Source organism: Thioclava sp. GXIMD4216 (genome assembly GCF_037949285.1).
GTDB classification, from domain to species: Bacteria; Pseudomonadota; Alphaproteobacteria; order Rhodobacterales; family Rhodobacteraceae; genus Thioclava; species Thioclava litoralis.
In genome coordinates this window covers 1,255,153-1,272,988 of the sequence record NZ_CP149926.1, presented here as the reverse complement: position 1 = coordinate 1,272,988, position 17,836 = coordinate 1,255,153, and the positions used below count along the sequence as shown (strand labels likewise).

General features: G+C 61.2%; 18 protein-coding genes. 6 read left to right on the top strand and 12 right to left on the bottom strand.

Translation table 11 applies throughout. From position 1 onward, the window contains the following. Nucleotides 1–48: 48 nt before the first annotated feature. From gatC to WDB88_RS06290, 4 genes are read left to right on the top strand one after another with little or no spacing between them, the layout of a single operon-like run. Nucleotides 49–336 carry an Asp-tRNA(Asn)/Glu-tRNA(Gln) amidotransferase subunit GatC gene (gatC, locus tag WDB88_RS06305; RefSeq protein WP_339109344.1) on the top strand — a complete coding sequence of 96 codons (288 nt, stop codon included), beginning with the start codon at nt 49–51 and terminating at the stop codon, nt 334–336. After that, a complete protein-coding gene (gene gatA, locus WDB88_RS06300) occupies nt 333–1,811 on the top strand; it encodes an Asp-tRNA(Asn)/Glu-tRNA(Gln) amidotransferase subunit GatA (RefSeq protein ID WP_339109343.1) in 1,479 nt (492 codons plus the stop codon). Before gatC ends, gatA begins: the two co-directional genes overlap by 4 nt. A gap of 12 nt (nt 1,812–1,823) precedes the next feature. Then, nucleotides 1,824–2,528 (top strand): hypothetical protein, encoded by a 705-nt coding sequence (locus tag WDB88_RS06295; RefSeq protein WP_339109342.1) that lies wholly within the window; start codon nt 1,824–1,826, stop codon nt 2,526–2,528. Next, nucleotides 2,528–3,217, top strand: a complete 690-nt coding sequence (locus WDB88_RS06290) for an N-acetylmuramoyl-L-alanine amidase (RefSeq protein ID WP_339109341.1) — start codon at nt 2,528–2,530, stop codon at nt 3,215–3,217. The genes WDB88_RS06295 and WDB88_RS06290 overlap by 1 nt, the downstream gene beginning before the upstream one ends. A 25-nt stretch (nt 3,218–3,242) precedes the next feature. On the opposite strand, the gene scpA is transcribed toward WDB88_RS06290, so the two are convergent. After that, the gene (gene scpA, locus WDB88_RS06285) at nt 3,243–5,387 is read right to left on the bottom strand and encodes a methylmalonyl-CoA mutase (RefSeq protein WP_339109340.1); all 2,145 of its coding nucleotides are present in this window, start codon (nt 5,385–5,387) and stop codon (nt 3,243–3,245) included. Continuing rightward, on the bottom strand, nt 5,344–6,249 hold the full coding sequence (locus WDB88_RS06280; RefSeq protein WP_339109339.1) for a hypothetical protein: 906 nt from the start codon (nt 6,247–6,249) through the stop codon (nt 5,344–5,346). Before WDB88_RS06280 ends, scpA begins: the two co-directional genes overlap by 44 nt. A gap of 334 nt (nt 6,250–6,583) precedes the next feature. On the opposite strand from WDB88_RS06280, the gene WDB88_RS06275 reads away from it, so the two are divergent. After that, nucleotides 6,584–6,946, top strand: a complete 363-nt coding sequence (locus WDB88_RS06275) for a DUF4174 domain-containing protein (protein ID WP_339109338.1) — start codon at nt 6,584–6,586, stop codon at nt 6,944–6,946. A gap of 21 nt (nt 6,947–6,967) precedes the next feature. Here the strand turns inward: WDB88_RS06275 and WDB88_RS06270 are convergent, their stop codons facing one another. The 7 genes from WDB88_RS06270 to WDB88_RS06240 all read right to left on the bottom strand — a co-directional run bounded on the left by WDB88_RS06270 (nt 6,968) and on the right by WDB88_RS06240 (nt 13,514). Next, nucleotides 6,968–8,971 (bottom strand): acetyl/propionyl/methylcrotonyl-CoA carboxylase subunit alpha, encoded by a 2,004-nt coding sequence (locus WDB88_RS06270; RefSeq protein ID WP_339109337.1) that lies wholly within the window; start codon nt 8,969–8,971, stop codon nt 6,968–6,970. 184 nt (nt 8,972–9,155) lie between these two features. Continuing rightward, entirely contained in the window at nt 9,156–9,389 is a 234-nt protein-coding gene (locus tag WDB88_RS06265) for a hypothetical protein (protein WP_339109336.1), read from the bottom strand. Between the two features lie 379 nt (nt 9,390–9,768). Next, nucleotides 9,769–10,161: a hypothetical protein gene (locus WDB88_RS06260; RefSeq protein WP_339109335.1), complete on the bottom strand. Its 393-nt coding sequence runs from the start codon at nt 10,159–10,161 to the stop codon at nt 9,769–9,771. 219 nt (nt 10,162–10,380) lie between these two features. Then, nucleotides 10,381–10,509, bottom strand: a complete 129-nt coding sequence (locus WDB88_RS06255; protein WP_339109334.1) for a hypothetical protein — start codon at nt 10,507–10,509, stop codon at nt 10,381–10,383. 196 nt (nt 10,510–10,705) lie between these two features. Further along, entirely contained in the window at nt 10,706–11,128 is a 423-nt protein-coding gene (locus tag WDB88_RS06250; protein ID WP_339109333.1) for a DUF6497 family protein, read from the bottom strand. A gap of 6 nt (nt 11,129–11,134) precedes the next feature. Further along, nucleotides 11,135–12,667 (bottom strand): acyl-CoA carboxylase subunit beta, encoded by a 1,533-nt coding sequence (locus tag WDB88_RS06245; protein WP_339109332.1) that lies wholly within the window; start codon nt 12,665–12,667, stop codon nt 11,135–11,137. A 250-nt stretch (nt 12,668–12,917) separates the two neighbouring features. Further along, entirely contained in the window at nt 12,918–13,514 is a 597-nt protein-coding gene (locus tag WDB88_RS06240; RefSeq protein WP_339109331.1) for a hypothetical protein, read from the bottom strand. A 108-nt stretch (nt 13,515–13,622) separates the two neighbouring features. On the opposite strand from WDB88_RS06240, the gene WDB88_RS06235 reads away from it, so the two are divergent. After that, nucleotides 13,623–15,017, top strand: a complete 1,395-nt coding sequence (locus WDB88_RS06235; protein ID WP_339109330.1) for a short-chain fatty acyl-CoA regulator family protein — start codon at nt 13,623–13,625, stop codon at nt 15,015–15,017. Between the two features lie 90 nt (nt 15,018–15,107). Here WDB88_RS06235 and WDB88_RS06230 read toward each other — a convergent pair whose 3' ends face one another. The 3 genes from WDB88_RS06230 to betA form a co-directional block, all read right to left on the bottom strand. Further along, on the bottom strand, nt 15,108–15,359 hold the full coding sequence (locus WDB88_RS06230; RefSeq protein WP_339109329.1) for a DUF465 domain-containing protein: 252 nt from the start codon (nt 15,357–15,359) through the stop codon (nt 15,108–15,110). A gap of 81 nt (nt 15,360–15,440) precedes the next feature. Next, the gene (locus WDB88_RS06225) at nt 15,441–16,109 is read right to left on the bottom strand and encodes a thermonuclease family protein (protein ID WP_339109328.1); all 669 of its coding nucleotides are present in this window, start codon (nt 16,107–16,109) and stop codon (nt 15,441–15,443) included. Nucleotides 16,110–16,159: 50 nt separating this feature from the next. After that, complete coding sequence (gene betA, locus WDB88_RS06220; RefSeq protein ID WP_339109327.1) at nt 16,160–17,821, bottom strand: choline dehydrogenase; 1,662 nt, start codon at nt 17,819–17,821, stop codon at nt 16,160–16,162. Between the last annotated feature and the right edge of the window lie 15 nt (nt 17,822–17,836).

Below are 17,836 nucleotides of genomic sequence, written 5' to 3'. Positions count from 1 at the left end.
CACGGGGGCTTGCGGCTAAACCCGAACCCAAATCCAGCGGAGAAACATATGTCCATCGACATCGACACCGCCCGCAAGGTGGCGCATCTGGCCCGCATCAAAGTGGCCGAAGACAATCTGCCCGAGCTGGCCTCGGATCTTTCCAATATGCTCAACCTCATGGAGCAGCTGACCGAAGTTGACGTCGAGGGCGTAGAGCCCATGACCTCGGTCAGCCCGCAGCGCCTCAAGCGCCGTGTCGATAAGGTGACCGATGGCAATTATCAGGACAAGATCCTCAAGAACGCCCCCGATGCCCGCGAGGGCTTCTTTGCCGTGCCGAAGGTGGTGGAATGACCCTAAATACGCTGAAAATCTCCGAAGCCCGTGACGCGCTGCGCAAGGGCGAGACGACGTCGGTCGAGCTGACCGAAAGCTGCCTGAAGGCGATTGAGGGCGCGGATGCGCTGAACGCTTGGTGCGCCAAGACCCCCGAGATGGCTTTGGACATGGCGAAAGCGGCAGATGCCCGCATCAAGGCAGGCGATGCACCCGCCATGTGCGGCATCCCGCTGGGGATCAAGGATCTTTTCGCCGTGAAGGGCGTGCCCACGCAAGCAGGGTCGAACATCCTCAAAGGCTTCAAACCCGAATATGAATCCACCGTCACCCAGAACCTCTGGGATGCGGGCGCGGTCATGCTGGGCAAGCTCTCGATGGATGAATTCGCGATGGGTTCGTCGAATGAGACCGCCTGCTACGGCCCCGCGATCAACCCGTGGAAGGTCGATGACAAAGCCCGCACGCCGGGCGGGTCTTCGGGCGGTTCGGCGGCGGCTGTTGCAGCCGACCTCTGTCTGGCAGCGACCGGCACCGATACGGGTGGCTCGATCCGTCAGCCCGCAGCCTTCACCGGCATCACCGGCATCAAGCCGACCTATGGGCGTTGCTCGCGTTGGGGTGTGGTGGCCTATGCCTCCTCGCTCGATCAGGCCGGCCCGATGACCAAGGACGTGCGCGATGCGGCGATCATGCTGCAGGCGATGTGCTCGCATGACCCGAAGGATTCGACCTCGACCGAGATCGCGGTGCCGGATTTCGAAGCGGCGCTGACCGGCGACATCCGTGGCAAGAAAATCGGCATCCCGAAGGAATACCGCCTCGACGGCATGCCCGAAGAGATCGCGGCCCTTTGGGACAACGGCATGGCGATGATGCGCGATGCGGGCGCCGAGATCGTGGATATCTCGCTGCCCCATACCAAATACGCCCTGCCCGCCTATTACGTGATCGCGCCTGCCGAGGCGTCGTCCAACCTCGCCCGCTATGACGGGGTGCGCTACGGCCACCGCGCGACTTTGGGTAAGGGCGATGGCATCGACGACATGTATGCGAAAACCCGCGCCGAGGGCTTCGGCCCCGAGGTGCAGCGCCGCATCATGATCGGCACCTATGTGCTGTCGGCGGGCTTCTATGACGCCTATTACAACCGCGCCCGCAAGGTCCGTGCCCTCATCAAGCGCGACTTCGAGCAGGCCTTTGCTGCTGGCATCGACGCCATTCTGGCCCCCGCGACGCCCTCTTCGGCCTTCGCCCTTGGCGAGATGAAGGATGCCGATCCGGTCAAGATGTATCTCAATGACGTGTTCACGGTCACCCTGAACCTTGCGGGCCTGCCCGGTGTCGCGGTACCCGTTGGCCTTGACAAACAAGGGCTTCCGCTGGGGCTGCAACTGATCGGGCGTCCGTGGGAAGAAGGCGAACTGCTGAACCACGCCCTTGTGCTTGAACGTGCGGCAGGCTTCAATGCCAAGCCGAACCAATGGTGGTAATGGAGTAAACACATGCGCGCGCCAGTTCTCGGACTTTCCCTGACCCTTTCGGTGCTGGCGCTGGCCGCCTGCCAACCCAGCGTGCCGAATTCGGCCGCTGGCGTCGGTGCGCCCGCAATCGCGGGCAACGAAAGCTATCGCGATTACATGGCGCAGCGCGAGGCGCAACTTCAGGGCGGCACAGCCGCCACCACCACTCCCGTCACCGGCGGGCAGCCAATGTCGGCGATGGGCGATGCGGCGGCCCCCGCCAGCAACGATCCCAATGCGCAGCTCGGGGCCGATACGCTTGCGGCGCTGAATGCGACAGCGGCGCAATCCAGCCCGCAGGAAGTCACCGATTACGCACCGGCCTCCTCGCCCTATTCCAGCACGGCCACAGCGGCAGAGCGGGCCGAGGACACGTTCCAGACGCCAGCACCGGCCCAGAAGACCTCGGGCGACACCTATAGCGCGGGCTCTGGTGCCAGCGGCCCCAATCTGGCCGCCTATGCGCTTTCGGTCAGCAACCAGCCGGGGCAAGCGACCTATCCGCGTGGCGGGATCAAATTCACCTCGACCACCAAAGCCTGCGCGAAATATGTCTCGCCCGATCAGGCCCAGATCGCCTTTCTGGCCAATGGCGGCCCCGAGAAAGATCCGGGCAATCTTGACCCCGATGGCGACGGTTTCGCCTGTGGTTGGGACCCCCGCCCCTTCCAGAACGCCCGCAACTGATGGCGGCGGCTTTCCCCTCGCCCAATCACGGGGAACGGCGCAATGGGGCAGAGCCTGACCATGTGGTTCTGCATTTCACCGCGATGCAGGACATGGCCTCGGCCCGCGACCGCCTGTGCGATCCGGCAGCCGAGGTTTCGGCGCATTGGCTGATCGGCAATGACGGCACGGCGGTGCAACTGGTCGATGAGGCGCGCCGCGCATGGCATGCCGGTGTCGGGCAGTGGGGCGCATGTAACGACCTGAATTCACATTCCATCGGGATCGAGCTTGATAACCCGGGCGACAGGCCGTTTTCCAACCGGCAGATGGAGACGCTGGAAACGCTATTGCGGCGGATCCTCGACGATTGGCGGATCGCCCCGCAGAATGTGATCGCCCATTCCGACATGGCCCCGGCGCGTAAATTCGACCCCGGTCCGCGCTTCGACTGGGCCCGGCTTGCACGTCAGGGACTGGCTGTCCTGCCGCAGGCCCCGCTGCTGCCACGGGCACCGGACAAAGCGCAGTTTCTGATCCTCGCGCAGCTTTTCGGCTATACCTCGCCGGATCACGAGCATGTTCTGTCGGCCTTCCGGCTGCGGTTCCGCCCCTTGCACACAGGCCCACTTGACCCGACCGACATGGCGCTGATCGCGGCACTTGCCCGTGATTACGGGCAAGACGGCGACCAATGGCGGGCATGTTAAGGGCCGCAGAAGCGGCCCTTTTTCGTTAGTCGCGCTGCGCTTCGAGGATCTGCAGGATCTCTTTCGCGGCCGTCGGGATATTGGTGCCCGGACCAAAAATAGCCTTCACACCGGCCTTTTTCAGGAAGTCATAATCCTGATGCGGGATCACGCCGCCGCAGATCACGATGATATCCTCTGCCCCTTTGGCTTTCAGCGCCTCGATCAACTGCGGCGCAAGGGTCTTGTGCCCTGCCGCCTGCGACGAGATGCCCACCACATGGACGTCGTTATCCACCGCATCCTGCGCCGCCTCGTCCGGCGTCTGGAACAGCGGCCCCACATCGACATCGAAACCGATATCGGCAAAGGCGGTCGCGATCACCTTGGCACCACGGTCATGGCCGTCCTGCCCCATCTTGACCACCAGCATACGCGGGCGACGGCCTTCCGCTTCGGCAAAGGCCTCGACATCGCGCTGGATCTGGGCAAAGCCCTCATCGCCCTCATAGGCCGAGCCATAGACCCCTGCCAAAGTCTTCACCTCGGCGCGGTGACGCCCGAATTCCTTCTCCATCGCCATCGAGATCTCCCCTACCGAGGCCCGCGCGCGCGCCGCTTCAACGGCAGCTTCCAGCAGGTTTCCGCCCTCTTTCGCGCGGCGGCCCAATTCGGCCAGCGCAGCCTGACAGGCGTCCTCATCACGCTCGGCCCGCATTTTCTCAAGCCGTGCGATTTGCGACAGGCGCACCTTGACGTTGTCGATATCGAGAATGTCGATCGGCTCTTCCTCGGCGAGGCGGTATTTATTGACCCCGACAATCACGTCTTCCCCACGGTCGATCAGCGCCTGACGACGGGCGGCGGTTTCCTCGATCCGCAGCTTGGGCATGCCGGAGGCCACGGCCTTGGTCATGCCGCCCATTTCCTCGACCTCTTCGATCAGCTTCCACGCTTCCTCGATCAGGTTCGCGGTCAGGCTTTCGACATAATAGCTGCCCGCCAGCGGGTCGACGACATTGGTGATGCCGGTTTCTTCCTGCAAGATCAGCTGGGTATTACGTGCAATCCGTGCCGAGAAATCGGTGGGCAGGGCAATCGCCTCGTCCAGCGCGTTGGTGTGCAGCGACTGCGTGCCACCCAAAGCCGCCGCCATCGCCTCATAGGCGGTGCGGATGACGTTGTTATAGGGGTCTTGCTCCTGCAAGGACACGCCCGAGGTCTGGCAGTGGGTGCGCAGCATGCTGGATTTGGGGTTCTTCGGCTCGAATTCGGCCATGATCCGCGACCAGAGCGTACGGGCGGCGCGCAGTTTGGCGGCCTCCATGAAGAAATTCATGCCGATAGCGAAGAAGAACGACAGACGTCCGGCGAATTTATCCACATCCATACCGGCGGCAATCGCGGTGCGCACATATTCGCGCCCGTCCGCCAGCGTGTAAGCCAGCTCCTGCACGAGGTTCGCGCCCGCTTCCTGCATGTGATAGCCGGAGATCGAGATCGAGTTGAATTTCGGCATCTCGTTGGCGGTATATTCGATGATATCCGCGATGATCCGCATCGAGGGTTCGGGCGGATAGATATAGGTGTTCCGCACCATGAATTCTTTGAGAATATCGTTCTGGATGGTGCCCGACAGCACGGCGCGGTCATGGCCCTGCTCTTCCCCCACCACGATGAAATTCGCCAGAATCGGGATCACCGCGCCGTTCATGGTCATCGAGACGGAGACCTTATCCAGCGGAATGCCGTCAAAGAGGATCTTCATATCCTCGACCGAATCGATGGCCACGCCCGCCTTACCGACATCGCCCACAACGCGGGGGTGGTCGCTGTCATAGCCACGGTGGGTCGCAAGATCGAAGGCCACCGAAATCCCCTGCTGGCCTGCAGCCAGAGCGCGACGGTAAAACGCGTTCGATTCCTCGGCTGTCGAGAAACCCGCATATTGGCGGATCGTCCACGGACGGCCCGCATACATGGTCGCCTTCGGACCACGGGTATAGGGCGCGATCCCCGGCATGGAGCCAAGATGGTCCAGCCCTGCCGTGTCTTCCGCCGTGTAAAGCGGCTTGACCTTGATCCCTTCCAATGTCTCCCAGGTCAGGCTGTCTAACGGCTTGCCACGCAGTTCTTTCGTGGCAAGCTCAGCCCATGCCGCTTGCTTGTCGGCCTCGGTGTTGCTGGTCATCGACCCATCCTTCCTCCGTGAGAGGGATGGCCGAATATCCTCCCGGCGCAGCCCCTCCCGTTTCCATGATTGCCAGATCCCGGTGCCCTTGGCGCAGCCGTTCCAGCTCGTTTTGATAGCGCGCAGTCATCTGACCACGTTGAGCAACGCTAAAAGGCATATAACCGCGACCAAGCTGCCCCTGCACGGCAGCGGCGGCGTTGAAACGCGCAACCGGCACCGTCTGGCCCGGATACAGCGCCGCGCGCGGTGCCAGACGCCGCAGCAGAACCTCGTGCCGACCGGCCATAGCCTCGTGGGTCCAGACATGCGGACGCTTCCCGAAGGCCTGTTCGACGGCCTCGATCACACAAGGCCAGCCACGACCGCTTTGCGCCAGCATCCGCAACCGCTGCGGGTTGACCATTTCGCCGCCCCGCGCCCGTTCAACCGCCAGCATCGATGCCCACCACGCGTCATAGCGCCGGATCCCCATCGCCACGCCCGTCAGATGCGGCCCCAGCACCATTGCGACCCGTTCCAACCTGCCCCGCGCATCAGGGTAGAGAATTCCGTGCTGAAGACAATGTGGAATAGAACCGATCAGATTTTCTTCGCTGATAATCAGGGTGTGGAAGCCCTGATCTTCCAACAGATCGATTTCCATCCGGATACGTGTCGCAGAGCGTCGTGCCGAAAGGATATCCTGCGCCGAAACCAGATCGGCGCGCTTGATCAGCCCCGCAAACAACCCCGCACGCGTGCGCTCCGGCCCCCAGAAAGCGATGCCCTGACGCGACAATATCTCGGAATTCGCCAGCATCCAGTTCTGAAACGATGTCGTGGCGGTGCGGTGCACCCCCAAATGTAGTATAACGTCCAAGAGAAAGCTCTTTCCGGAAAGCGCGTCTGGCATGATGCCATGACTCCACGCGAGGACCTGCCTCAGCGTCGAATATGCGCCGCGATCTCTGGAAAACTGCTTAACAGGAGGAATTGAATTGTATTTTACCCAAAACTCGGGGAGCGCAGGGGCGCGCGAACAAACTGTTCCATCAAAAGCAACAATCCTCTCCCCCATCGGAGCCGCATTTTTATTTGCGATATCGGTCGGTTGCTGGGCCTCGGCAGGGCATACACAACCGCAGGGCGACCCCCCTGTTCCAGCGACTGAACCCGCCGAAAGCTTCGCGCCTTTGCCCGCAGATACAGCGAATTTGAATGATTTCGTCTGGAAAAAACGCCCGATCGTGGTTTTTGCCGAAAGCCCGGCCGATCCGTCCTTCGCGGACCAGATGGCCGCACTGGAAGAACGCTGGCCCGAACTGGCCGCCCGTGACGTGGTGGTGATCACCGATACCGACCCCGCCACGCCAAGCGCCATCCGCCGCAAGCTGCGCCCATCGGGATTTTCGCTGGTGATCATTGCCAAGGACGGCACGGTGGCGCTGCGCAAACCGCTGCCCTGGAGCGGGCGTGAAATCATCCGCTCGATCGACAAGATGCCGCTGCGCCGCGAGGAACTCCGTCGCGGCGCAACCGTGCAGGGCAAAGCGCCCCGCACATTTGCCAAGTTATGATCGGCGCGGCCCGTCATGGGGTCATTCGAACTCCATGATGATGTCGTCCACCTTCAGCGACGCCCCGGCCTCGGCATTGATGGATTTCACAACGCCGCGACGCTCTGCCCGCAGAATGTTCTCCATCTTCATCGCCTCGACAGTGGCCAGCGCCTGCCCTTCCTGCACCTCGTCGCCTTCGGCCACGTTGATTTTCACCACCAGACCCGGCATCGGGCAGAGCAGGAATTTCGAGGTATCCGGCGGCAGCTTCTCGGGCATCAGCAGATGCAGCTCGTGTTGGCGCGGTGTTTGCACCAGCACTTTCAGATCCGCACCACGCAGGCGGATGCGATAGCCCATCGAGATCTTGCCGACCTTCAGCACCAGCGGCGCACCATCGATCAGCAGTTCCGCAAGCTGGTCGCCCGGTGTCCAGTCCGAGCTGACGCGATGCATCGTGCCATCGGAGAAGCTGACATCCGCGCCCGCCTTATCCGCCGAGATTTTCACCGGATAGGTCGTGCCCTGCAGGCTCACAACCCAGTCATCGCCCACCAGCCGCTCGTGATTGCCCAGCGTGCCGGAAATGCGCGTGCGCCGGATTTCGGCCACCCGCTCCATTGCCGCTACAGCCGCTGCCACACGCTTGAGCATCTCCGGCCCGAGCTCCACACCGTGGAACCCTTCGGGATATTCCTCGGCGATGAAAGCCGTTGTGATATTGCCCGAGGTAAAGCGCGCATGATCCATCACAGCCGCACAGAACGGCAGGTTATGGCCAATACCCTCGACCTCGAAACGGTCAAGCGCCACGCGCATTTCCTCGATGGCCGCGTCGCGGGTCTCTCCCCATGTGCAGAGCTTGGCGATCATCGGGTCATAGAACATGGAGATCTCGCCGCCCTCATAGACGCCGGTATCGTTGCGCACCACACCGCCGGAGGCGGTCGGGCCTTCGACCGGCGGACGATAGCGGGTCAGACGACCGATCGAGGGCAGGAAGTTGCGATAGGGGTCTTCGGCATAAAGACGGCTTTCCATCGCCCAGCCGTTGATCTTCACATCGTCCTGAGTGATCGACAGCGGCTCGCCATTGGCGATACGGATCATCTGCTCGACCAGATCGATGCCGGTGATCATCTCGGTCACGGGATGCTCCACCTGAAGACGGGTGTTCATCTCGAGGAAGTAGAAGTTCTTGTTGCCATCGACAATAAATTCCACCGTGCCAGCGCTGGTATAGCCCACCGCCTTGGCCAGAGCGACCGCCTGATCGCCCATCGCCTTACGGGTGGCCGCATCAAGGAAGGGCGAGGGGGCCTCTTCGATCACCTTCTGGTTCCGGCGCTGGATCGAGCATTCACGCTCGTTCAGCCAGACGCCATTGCCATGGGCGTCACACAGAACCTGAATTTCGATATGGCGCGGCTGCGTCACGAATTTCTCGATGAAGATCCGGTCATCCCCGAAGGAATTGGCCGCCTCGTTTTTCGACGACTGGAAACCTTCGCGCGCCTCAGTGGCGTTCCATGCAATCCGCATGCCTTTGCCGCCGCCGCCCGCAGAGGCCTTGATCATCACCGGATAGCCGATCTCTTCCGAGATCTTGACCGCCTCATCCGCATCCTCGATCAGCCCCATATAGCCGGGCACGGTGTTCACACCGGCCTCTTGGGCGATCTTTTTCGAGGTGATCTTGTCCCCCATCGCCTCGATGGCTTTCACGGGCGGTCCGATAAAGGCCACACCTGCCGCCTCCAGCGCCTCGGCAAATTTCGCGTTTTCCGACAGGAACCCATAGCCCGGATGCACCGCTTCGGCACCGGTTTTGGCAATCGCCTCCATGATCTTGTCGATCACGATATAGGATTGGTTGGCAGGCGGCGGCCCGATATGCACCGTCTCATCGGCCATCTGCACATGCAGCGCCTGCGCATCGGCATCGGAATAGACGGCCACCGTCTGGATACCCATCTCGCGTGCGGTCTTCATGACGCGGCACGCGATTTCCCCACGGTTGGCAATCAGGATCTTCTTGAACATCGGCTTTCCTCCACTTCCGGTGGAAGCAAGCCCGCGGGCCAGAAGGCTCTAGCCGCGGCTTGCCCTCCCCCCCAATATGTTCATGTTAACGTCCGGAAAAGAAAACGCCACCAAGGCAGAGCGCCCCGATGACGTTTCAATCGGCATACCTTCGGGCAGGCAAAAAGCGCCTGCCTTGCAGATCTTAGTAGCTACGCGAGCAGACACCTGCATCGTCGCACAGCGCGCCTGCGCCTGCGCCAATCGCAGCACCTGCAAGAACGTTGTTGTCAGTTGCGTCGGCAACCAGCGCGCCTGCGCCCGCGCCAACCAATGCGCGACCGCCATCGGTGCTGAGGAAGTTACCATTGCCAGAGTTCTGGCAGCCAGCAAGGGCCGTCGCACCGAGAATCGCGATGAGAAGTGCGGATTTACGCATGAGATTTCTACTCCGTGAGTATTAGTGTTCCTTTGTGAACCTAATACAGCCAGCGGGGAAGAAAAGCGGATTCTTGCACAAGAACGCGCGTAACGCATTGCCTCGGCAAGCGTTTGCCGATCCTGCACGTCCGCAACTGCGGAAGGCGTGAACATGGCGGGGATCATATTCCCGGAAAGATCCGGCCCGGTAAAGGCACTGCGCATAGCGACAGCCCGGAGCCGGCAAGTTCCAACAGGGAGTTCCCTCGCGGGAGAAATGCCGGAGCACCCGAAGGCGGGCCGACAGAAATCAACCTGCGCGCGAAACGCGCGGCTTGCAACCCCATTCGCAGGGAAAACAGCAAAGCCTTGCCGATTTCTGTCAAGCCGCATCCGCATCAGTCCCAGTCGTCCTCGTCTTCTTGGTCCCAATCGAACGCGTCGGGATCGGCAAATACCTCGGGGAACGACGCCTCGGCACGGCGACGGTCGATTTTCAGAAGGGCGTCGTAGGATTCGGGATCGAACGGGTCTTCGGCGGCAACCACCTCACGCCCGAACAGCCAGCTCAGGCGACCGGCGTCCAGATTGCCCCGCTCAAAGGGCTCTTCGCCGAAATGGGTCCACAAAGCGGCCAGAAAGCCTTCATCCGCGCGGCGATCACCGGCGGCACGGTCCTTGAACCGTTCGCGGCGGATGATCTTGGTCGCGCCTTTCTTATTGGCGCGGCGGATGGTGAATTGGAAATCGGTGCTGGGCAAACGCCCGGGAAAACCGCGGTGTTTTAGCATGTGGCGCCTTTCTTCTCCGGAGCAATCCTCTCCGGTTTCGTGTTCGCAGCAGGGCAAGAGCGGGCTCGTGCCATGCTATGGGTCAGTGCCGGACGCAAATGCGCGGGCCTGTTCCTCATAAACACTATTAAAGGCGCTGTCCGTCCCAGTTTTCCGGCAAATGCCGAAAGCACCGGAAAAGGGGGGCAGGCAGGGGAAGGCCCCTGCCCGCCTGCAAGGTCAGAGCTTGCTGTGGTAGACCGGCTCCGTGGTGACGGGCTCTTGCATAACGGGCTGCGGCTCCGGCTTGGGGGCGCAGGCTGCCATGAAACCGACAAGACCGAGAGCGAGAATGAGTTTGGTCGACATGTTCTTCTCCTTTTCACGCCGAGGGAACGCATCCGCAACGGAGTGACGATGGCTGGGAAGGAGGCCGTGATATCAGACAGATAATCCTGTGCGATCAGCAGCCCCGAGCCGAAGCGGCCCGCGCAAAGCGTAGCAGATTCTATGCGCTTGCCCAGAGGCATCACAATCGCATCATCACTTTCCCGCCGATCAAGCATCAGAACATTTCTTCCACACAGTGAGGAGGCGAAATCGCATAGCCCGCGAAGAGTTGCGTTGCCTCGGGATCGCTATCACCAAAGGCAACAGGACGATCAGAAAGGGAGATGACGATCTGCTGGGGCTGGGGCCCGACAGACGACAGATGCGGCAGCGCAAACTGTTCGCAAAGCGCCTGCATATCCGTCAGAGCGACATCGGGATCTTCCCGCGCCAGATCCGGCGCGAGAAAGAAATGGCGAAGGGTCAGACCATCGGGGCCGCTGGCATCGGTCTGGCTTTGCAGCCATTCCACATGCGCCCCCGAAGGCACGGCGACAACCACGCCACGCGTGGCCCCGCCATCGGCCAGCGCGACAGGCCCGACACACAGCATCCCAAGACATACTGCAACAAGCCCGCCGCACCGGAACCGCATCATGCCCTCTTACAACGGAATATTGTCGTGTTTCTTCATGGGCATGCTACGTTTTTTGGAACGTAGCGACGCGAAGGCACGGGCCACACGGCGGCGAGTAGACCGCGGCTGGATAACCTCGTCGATGAAGCCTTTCTCGGCGGCAACGAACGGATTGGCGAAACGGTCTTCGTAGTTCTTGACGCGATCGGCAATCTTCTCGGGCTCGCCCAGTTCCGAACGGTAAAGGATCTCGACCGCCCCTTTCGCTCCCATAACGGCGATCTCTGCCGTCGGCCAGGCGTAGTTGAAATCGCCCTTGAGGTGTTTCGAGCTCATCACGTCATAAGCCCCGCCATAGGCTTTACGGGTGATCACCGTCACTTTCGGCACGGTCGCTTCCCCATAAGCGAAGAGCAGCTTCGCGCCATGTTTGATCACGCCGTTATATTCCTGCGAGGTGCCCGGCAGGAAGCCCGGAACATCGACAAAGGTCAGGATCGGAATTTCGAAACAGTCACAGAAACGCACGAAACGCGCCGCCTTGCGCGAACTGTCGATGTCCAGACAGCCCGCCAGCACCATCGGCTGGTTCGCCACCACGCCCACGGTCTGACCTTCCAGACGGATGAAGCCGGTAATGATATTGCCCGCGTAATCCTTCTGGATCTCGTAGAAATCCCCCTCATCCGCGACCTTCAGGATCAGTTCCTTCATGTCATAGGGCATATTGGGGTTGGCAGGGATCAATGTGTCAAGGCTGTCTTCCACCCGCGCCACATCATCAAAGAAGGGCCGCACGGGCGCTTTCTCGCGGTTCGACAGCGGCAGGAAATCAACCAGACGGCGGACTTCGTAAAGCGCCTCGACATCATTCTCGAACGCCCCATCGGCCACCGAGGATTTCTTGGTATGCGTCAGCGCGCCGCCCAGTTCTTCGGCGGTCACCACCTCGTTGGTCACCGTCTTCACCACATCGGGGCCGGTCACGAACATATAAGAACTGTCCTTCACCATGAAGATGAAGTCGGTCATGGCGGGGCTATAGACCGCGCCACCCGCACAGGGGCCCATGATCACGGAAATCTGCGGGATCACACCCGAGGCTTCGATATTGCGCTGGAACACATCGGCATAGCCCGCAAGCGAGGCGACCCCTTCCTGAATCCGCGCCCCGCCCGAGTCATTGAGCCCGATCACCGGCGCGCCATTCTGCATCGCCATATCCATGATCTTGCAGATCTTCTCGGCATGGGTTTCCGACAGCGAGCCGCCAAAAACGGTAAAGTCCTGGCTGAAAACATAGACCATACGGCCATTGATCGTGCCCCAGCCGGTGACAACGCCATCGCCATAAGGCTTGTCCGACTGCATGTCGAAATCCACACAGCGGTGGGTTTTAAACATGTCGAATTCTTCGAAGGACCCTTCGTCGAGCAAGAGTTCGATCCGCTCCCGCGCGGTCAGCTTGCCCTTTTTGTGCTGTGCTGCAATCCGCCGCTCTCCTCCGCCCATACGGGCCTGTGCGCGACGATCTTCAAGCTCTTGCAGGATATCTCTCATGTGGCTCCCCTCATCCTCGTGGTCACCTTATGCAGGGCCATCACGAGTTGGAAGCAAAAATCAGAAAATTTGCAAAATCTTGGCAAAAGGCATGTTGCGAATTGCAAATAATCCAATTTGACACTTTAAAACAACAAAAATCCTTGCAAACCACAGCCCCTTTGCCCGCGAAAATGCGCAGATGGTCCGTCGCCAGATCGGGCAAGACAATCCGCCCACGACCAAAGGCTTAGCTCTGACGTCACGTCTCTTACTGCAAAGTTTCAATCCAGCGGCGAGTCGCCCCTTGGGGCACCGGCGAAATCTGGTTGCCGCGCTTGAAGGCCTCGCGCTCAAGCGGGATCGCATAGGTCTTCAGCACCAGCGTCTGGGTCAGATAGGCGCGGGTAAACGCCTCCCGCCCGCCCAGACGTTCATATTGGCCCACATGCACCAGCTCATGGGCCAGAACCCAAGGCGCTTCCTTGCGCAGGGCAATCCCGTAGCCAAAGGTAATCGCGAAGGCCCCCTGCGGATGATAGACCTTGGCAAAGGCTTTATCCTCGGGCGGGCGGAACGCCTGCGGCCATGCCAGAACGCGCACCTTTTCAGGATGCGCCACACCGGCACGGCGGGCAAAGCCCATTTCAACGGGGGTCAGCGGCCGCCCCGCAGCCAGAATATGCGCCTCGATCGGGTCCAGTTCACGCATCGCCACCGGCAACAACTGCGCCACCTCGGCCTGCACCTGCGCCGGAGGGTGCGCCACTGCGGCCAGATCCCCTTCGGTCAGCGCAGCCGGTGCACATCCTGCAAGCCCGAACAGCGCAGCAAAACCAAGTGTCTGCAACAAAACCACAATACGCATAAGGCCTCCGACAAAGCTTCTCTCAAATAAGGTCAAAAATGCCGCAAAGGCAATTGACCAAATACAGTTTGCATATGTATCAGCGGGGTTTGCAAAGGAGAGTAGATCATGGCGACTCCAAAACTCTATGCGGGTATCAAGCTGCGGGAGACGCGCACAAGGCTCGGCCTGACGCAAAAGCTCTTTGCCGACCGGCTTGGCGTGTCGCTGCCCTATCTCAACCAGATGGAAAACAACCATCGCCCCGTGTCGGCGCAGGTGGTGCTGGCACTGGCCACGGAATTCGGACTGGATGTGACCGAGCTTTCGGCAGGCGATGCCGAACGGCTGGTCTCGGACATGCGCGAGGCGCTGGCCGATCCGATCTTCTCCGATGCCGCCACGCCGCTGGCCGATATCCGGCTGGCAGCCTCCAATGCCCCTGCCCTTGCGCGCTCTTTCCTCGAACTGCACAGCGCCTATCGCCGGACCCATGAACGGCTGGCCTCGCTGAATGCCGCGCTTGGTCATGATGCCAACACCACCGTGCAGAGCCCTTGGGAAGAGGTGCGCGATTTCTTCCATTACTGTGACAATTACATTGATGCGGTAGACCGCGCAGCCGAACATTTCGCCTGCCCCGATGGACCGCGCGTCGATGCCATTCCACGGGCGATTTCGGCGCTGGAGGCACGCGGGATCACCGTGCAATTTGCCGATATCACCAGCGTGCGCGAGAAAGACGGGCGGGTGATCACCATCGCCACCCATGCGAAGAAATCCACGCAGGCTTTCCAGCTGATGCATCAGGTCGCGCTGATTACCCAGAACGAACTGCTCGAGGCAACGCTGGATCTGGCCCGCTTCCAGTCCAGCACCGCCCGCGCCATCGCCAAGATCGGTCTGGCCAACTATTTCGCGGGGGCCGCCGTGATGCCCTACAAGCAGTTTCTGGATGCGGCACAGGACAACCGCCATGATCTGGAGATACTGGCAGAGCTGTTCGGCGCCTCGATCGAGCAGGTCGCCCACCGGCTATCAACGCTGCAACGCCCCGGCGCCAAGGGTCTGCCTTTCTTCTTCATGCGGATCGATCAGGCGGGCACCATCACCAAACGCCACTCGGCCACGCGGCTGCAATTCGCCCGTTTCGGCGGCTCCTGCCCGCTATGGATCGCGCATCAGGCCTTTGAAACCCCCACCCGCTTCCTGCGCCAGCTGGCCGAGACCCCAGACGGGGCGCGCTATCTTTGCGTGGCCAAGGATGTTTCGAAACAGGGGGGCAGCTTCCATGCGCCGGTGCGCCGTTATGCGCTCTGTCTGGGCTGCGAGGTCAGCCATGCCAAGGATCTCGTCTATGCCGATGATATGGAGCTGGGCAACCCCCGCGCCTACGAGCCCATCGGCATCTCCTGCCGCATCTGCGAGCGCCGTAACTGCCATCAGAGATCGGTGCCGCCGCTGGAGCGCAAACTGACCGTCGACCTCGACCGTCGCGGCCTGCTGCCCTATGACATCGCCTGACCGGCCATGCGAAAGCCTCCGGCAGGACGCCGGAGGCCAACAAACCTCGCACTGACTAAAAACCGAACCCCTGATACGGTCCAAGAAACCTCAGGCGGCATTGACCTCTTCGGCCAGCGCCCGCGCGATCTGGTCTTTCAACTGGGCCCGTTTCTTACGCAGATCCACCTCGGCCAGAGCCTCCATCGGCTGCAACCCTTCCATCGCGCGCAGAACCTGCTCGTTGACCTCTTCATAATCTTCCATGAGACGCGCGGCATGGGGGTCGCTTGCCTTCAGCTCCCGCAGCTGCACCCGATAGGCAGGAAACTCGACACTCAGGGTATGAAGATGTTCAGACATGTGCGACCTCCGTTCTGTTGGTATCTGCCCCGATACTAACAGCCCCGAACATGCACCGCTTTGATAAGGATCAAAGCGGACCTATTTCGCACGCACCCATCCGGCGGAACGCGCCTCTGCCTCCGTGCAGAACCAGCGCTCCCCCTTTGCAGTATCGATCTTGGTCGCGGCATAGGACGCCATGCCCGGCACATGGTACAAATGGCCGTTTTTCGAAATATTTCCCTTGATCTTACAACGGCCTTGCGGGTCGTTCACATGGGCGCGGTAATGCGCGGGTGTTTCCACCTGCCCCACCCAGATCCCGCGCTTGGCAATCATCGCGGATTTTTCCTGACTGACATAGGCCGTGGAATATTGCCGATAGGCAAGCGCATAGCCCTGCGCCACCATCTGCGCCCCCAGATCCACACCATGTGCCTCGCATCGGGCAATCAGACGGCCATAGCGGTCGGCCTGCGTTCCGGTGCAGGCCACCCGCCCTGTGGCCAGTTTGCGCATCTGGGCCGTCGCGTCCTGCCCACACGGCCAGCTTTGGCCGTTGTCACGCAGACAGGTCTGCTTGCTTTCAGGCGCGTCGATTCCATAAATCCGGATCTTGCGGCCTGCGACGTCCAGCGTGTCGCCATCGACCACCCGTGCCTTGCCATACAGGGTCTCGGCATGCGCGGGCGCAGTCACCCCCAGCACAAGACACGCAAAAATCAGAACAGACCATAAACGAAACATGCCCCACATATCGCGGGGCATGGCTGATTTGTCCAGAGATATGGTGATTACCGCCGCTCATTACCGGCGAATTAACGCTGAGACGTTTCCCAGTCAGGGTGGAACCACGGCGCGACGTTCTCGGCAGGCAGACGGCGGCCAAGGATATGATCGGCAATCTTCTCCCCCACCATGATCGAGGGCCCGTTGAGGTTCCCATTGGTCACCCGCGGGAAGATCGAGCTATCGGCCACGCGCAGCCCCTCGACCCCGATCACGCGGCCATCGGGGTCAACCACCGCATGGATGTCATCGGCACGCCCCATCCGCGCGGTGCCACAGGGATGATAGGCGCTTTCCGCATGTTCGCGCACGAAATCATCCAGCGCCGCATCCGAAGTCACATCCGAACCGGGCTGGATCTCGCGCGCCACATGACGCGCCATCGAGGGCTGCTCGAAGATCTCGCGCGTCAGACGCAGGGTCTTGCGCCAATCCACCCAGTCCTGATCCTCGGTCATATAGTTGAACAGGATCTTCGGCTTGTCCTTGGCATCGCCCGAGCGCAGCGATACCCGCCCGCGCGAGGCTGCCCGCATCGGACCCACATGAACCTGGAACCCATGCCCCTCGGCCGAGGCCTTGCCATCATAGCGCACGGCCAGCGGCAGGAAATGGTACTGGATATCGGGGTAACGCACCCCCTTATCCGAACGGATAAAGCCGCAGGCCTCGAACTGGTTCGACGCGCCCAGACCGGTCTTGGTGAACAGCCACTGCGCCCCCACCCAAGCCTTCCCCCAAAGGTTCCAGTATTTATAAAGCGTGATCGGCTCTTTCGCGGCATATTGGAAATAGACCTCAAGGTGGTCTTGCAGGTTGCCACCCACTCCGGGCCGATCCGCCAGAACCTCGATCCCATGCGCACGCAGATGATCGGCAGGCCCTACGCCCGACAACATCAGGATCTTCGGCGTATTGATCGAACTCGCCGCAACGATCACCTCGGCCCGCGCCGCAATCACCTGCTTCTGCCCCGCCTTCTCGACCTCGACGCCAATCGCACGCTTGCCCTCAAAGACAACCCGCAAGGCCAAAGCCTTCACCACGGCCAGACGGTCCCCGAAGGCCTTCTGACCGGGGCGCAGATAGGCATTGGCCACAGACCAGCGACGGCCCTTGTAAATGGTGGCCTCCATCGGGCCAAAGCCCTCCTGACGCTCGCCATTGTAATCGGCGGTATAGCCATAACCCGCCTCTTGGCCAGCCTGCACAAAAGCGTCAAACAGCGGGTTCTTGCGCGGGCCACGGCTGACATGCAAAGGCCCCGACTGGCCGCGCCAATCGGCATCCGCACCATCCTGCGCCCCGTGCCATGTCTCCTGCCGTTTGAAATAGGGCAGCACATCGGCATAGTTCCAGCCTTCCGCGCCCTGCTCGGCCCAATGCTCATAATCGCCCGCATGCCCGCGCACATAGACCATCCCGTTGATCGAAGACGACCCCCCGATCACCTTGCCCCGCGGCGTCGCCAAAACACGCCCGCCCAGACCCGGCTCGGGCTCCGATTGGAAACCCCAGTCGTAAATCCCCATATTCATCGGATAGGACAGCGCCCCGGGCATCTGGATGAAGGGACCGGCATCCGACCCCCCATGCTCGATAATCACCACGCGCTTACCGGCCTCGGCCAGACGGTAGGCCAGCGCCGTACCACCCGATCCGGCGCCAATCACAACATAATCAGCTTCCACGCCCATTTTCCATTT

Excerpts from the sequence above, each read along its gene's own strand:
- WDB88_RS06255 (WP_339109334.1), bottom strand. The coding sequence starts at position 10,509 with ATGTCGACCAAACTCATTCTCGCTCTCGGTCTTGTCGGTTTCATGGCA.
- WDB88_RS06270 (WP_339109337.1), bottom strand. The coding sequence starts at position 8,971 with ATGTTCAAGAAGATCCTGATTGCCAACCGTGGGGAAATCGCGTGCCGC.
- WDB88_RS06295 (WP_339109342.1), top strand. The coding sequence starts at position 1,824 with ATGCGCGCGCCAGTTCTCGGACTTTCCCTGACCCTTTCGGTGCTGGCG.
- WDB88_RS06260 (WP_339109335.1), bottom strand. The coding sequence starts at position 10,161 with ATGCTAAAACACCGCGGTTTTCCCGGGCGTTTGCCCAGCACCGATTTC.
- scpA (WP_339109340.1), bottom strand. The coding sequence starts at position 5,387 with ATGACCAGCAACACCGAGGCCGACAAGCAAGCGGCATGGGCTGAGCTT.
- gatA (WP_339109343.1), top strand. The coding sequence starts at position 333 with ATGACCCTAAATACGCTGAAAATCTCCGAAGCCCGTGACGCGCTGCGC.
- WDB88_RS06235 (WP_339109330.1), top strand. The coding sequence starts at position 13,623 with ATGGCGACTCCAAAACTCTATGCGGGTATCAAGCTGCGGGAGACGCGC.
- WDB88_RS06245 (WP_339109332.1), bottom strand. The coding sequence starts at position 12,667 with ATGAGAGATATCCTGCAAGAGCTTGAAGATCGTCGCGCACAGGCCCGT.
- WDB88_RS06290 (WP_339109341.1), top strand. The coding sequence starts at position 2,528 with ATGGCGGCGGCTTTCCCCTCGCCCAATCACGGGGAACGGCGCAATGGG.
- WDB88_RS06230 (WP_339109329.1), bottom strand. The coding sequence starts at position 15,359 with ATGTCTGAACATCTTCATACCCTGAGTGTCGAGTTTCCTGCCTATCGG.
- WDB88_RS06265 (WP_339109336.1), bottom strand. The coding sequence starts at position 9,389 with ATGCGTAAATCCGCACTTCTCATCGCGATTCTCGGTGCGACGGCCCTT.
- gatC (WP_339109344.1), top strand. The coding sequence starts at position 49 with ATGTCCATCGACATCGACACCGCCCGCAAGGTGGCGCATCTGGCCCGC.
- WDB88_RS06240 (WP_339109331.1), bottom strand. The coding sequence starts at position 13,514 with ATGCGTATTGTGGTTTTGTTGCAGACACTTGGTTTTGCTGCGCTGTTC.
- WDB88_RS06250 (WP_339109333.1), bottom strand. The coding sequence starts at position 11,128 with ATGATGCGGTTCCGGTGCGGCGGGCTTGTTGCAGTATGTCTTGGGATG.
- WDB88_RS06225 (WP_339109328.1), bottom strand. The coding sequence starts at position 16,109 with ATGCCCCGCGATATGTGGGGCATGTTTCGTTTATGGTCTGTTCTGATT.